The following is a 1,848-nucleotide window of genomic DNA, read 5'->3' on the forward strand; positions in this document are numbered from 1 at the left end:
TTTTCTTTTAAGGTTTAGACAACGCAAGTAATTTTAAAAATCACTATTAGATTACCAAAATCAACGGCTCAATCGGTTACATTATCGTTGATCATGTAACCGATTAATAAGGATATTCAGAAGGATTTCATACTCGGCCTGACTAATCCTGCCTGCTTGATCTCGTTGTGATACCAGCCAATCCCTTAATTGTACTGCTGTACTTTGGGTAAAACTACTATTCATGATTTGCGAGTTAATCTGATCTGCCAATGCTGATTTGACTTGACCAAAATCATCTTGTGCTGCCAAATGTTGTGCCCAACCTTTTGATGTGGCACTACTTCCCGTTGAAGAAATACCTCCGCCAGCTCCTGAAACCCCACCTCGATGAACTGCAACAGGTATTGGAATGGTATATTCCTGCCGATATCCTGCACCCTGTCCTGTTAATCTTAAAGCTTGTCCAGGAATAGGATGTTCAAGTTCTGTTCCAAAGGCTTTACCACTATTCTGCTTAGCGCCTGAACTTCCATAAGGTAAAACCGGCAATGCACTTGATGAGGCTGCTCCCGAGAACATTCCTCCTCCGCTTCTATCATAACCACATTTCTCACCTTTAATACACCTTGAGTCTCCACATGATACACAACGTTGCAAAATATTGTTACCAAGTGTCTTTGAACTACATGAAGCGCATCCACATCCTTTGTTATGATCATTTGTTTTTTGTTGAGTAACATGATTTTCTAAATCTATAATATGAGGTACAACATTTGCTCTCATTTGCAATGCCCTCGCTCCCATTACATCTGCTTCATGTTCCAAACCTGCATCGTCATTTACAGGAACTCCCTGTTTCATTTGCATAGTAGGTTTAACTCTGCCTTGTGCTTGCTGCACCACGTGCCATGCTTCGTGCGGCAAATGTTTCTCTTGTCCCGGAGCTATATGAATGTCGCTACCCTGTGCATAGGCATGCGCATTCAGCTGTGCAGGTTTTTCTGAATTATAATGCACCTTTACATGATCCATAGACATTGCTCCAAGTGATTCAATACCTGCTTTTAATTGATTCGGCAAGCCAGTATTGTTTGGTGCTTCTTCTGTTTGTAATTGAATAGCTGAGGGATGTTCAAACTTTCCTTGTAACGATTCTTCTTCATCGACGAATTGTGCTGTATCAAATTTCCCCTGAAGAGTTTCTTCTTCCAGATCCGATTGCTTTTGTATTGTATTATCTTGTTGAAGAGCACTCCATAATTTTAATTGCGTTGCTTGGGTACTTATATTGGCAATAGCTTGCAATTTTCGTTGTACCATTGCTTCGGGACGATTGTCGGTTATATGGGCACCTGCATCCGTTTGCACTTGTTGTCTTTGCACATTCGCAATGGCTTTGCTTTGCGAATCCTGAATAGAGCTTGCTTCTTTTGTCATAACACAATGCTTTTTCACATAAAAATAAAACTACTACTTAAATTCTTCTTATTATTAATAACAAATTGTCAAGGATTATCACTATCAGCCAAATTCAATGCTGTTTGGGTGGCAATTGTTTGACGAATATCTCCAACTAATTGTTGCACTGTAACGTTTCGCATTCCATGATGTTGGCCCGCATATTGTACTTCATCATGAATGAGAATCTGTGCAGCTGTTGCAGGTCCTGCTGCACCAATTGCTTCAATTCGGTTAATAGCTGTTTTGAGACTTCGTTTGAATCGTCTTCGTTTTCTCATTCTATCTTCATGTTGATGCACTCGCTGAACAACAGCATTTGCTACCCCTTAAGAAATATAAATTAAATAGGTTTGCGCTTTATCTGTGAAATAGTAAATAAAATATTTTTTAAGTCAAGTTTTTTTC

The 1,848-nt window shown here is 39.4% G+C and carries 2 protein-coding genes; both read right to left on the reverse strand.

Annotation, left to right across the window (positions count from 1 at the left end; all coding sequences use genetic code 11):
- Positions 1-81 precede the first annotated feature (81 nt).
- The gene (locus C7H79_RS18525) at positions 82-1,419 is read right to left on the reverse strand and encodes an eCIS core domain-containing protein (RefSeq protein ID WP_197714673.1); all 1,338 of its coding nucleotides are present in this window, start codon (positions 1,417-1,419) and stop codon (positions 82-84) included.
- Positions 1,420-1,487: 68 nt separating this feature from the next.
- On the reverse strand, positions 1,488-1,721 hold the full coding sequence (locus C7H79_RS16975) for a hypothetical protein (RefSeq protein WP_106708403.1): 234 nt from the start codon (positions 1,719-1,721) through the stop codon (positions 1,488-1,490).
- Between the last annotated feature and the right edge of the window lie 127 nt (positions 1,722-1,848).

The sequence above is a fragment of the Nitrosomonas supralitoralis genome, assembly GCF_003011925.2.
GTDB lineage: Bacteria > Pseudomonadota > Gammaproteobacteria > Burkholderiales > Nitrosomonadaceae > Nitrosomonas > Nitrosomonas supralitoralis.

Coding starts and splice junctions, on each gene's coding strand:
- C7H79_RS18525 (WP_197714673.1), bottom strand. CDS start 1,419: ATGACAAAAGAAGCAAGCTCTATTCAGGATTCGCAAAGCAAAGCCATT.
- C7H79_RS16975 (WP_106708403.1), bottom strand. CDS start 1,721: ATGAGAAAACGAAGACGATTCAAACGAAGTCTCAAAACAGCTATTAAC.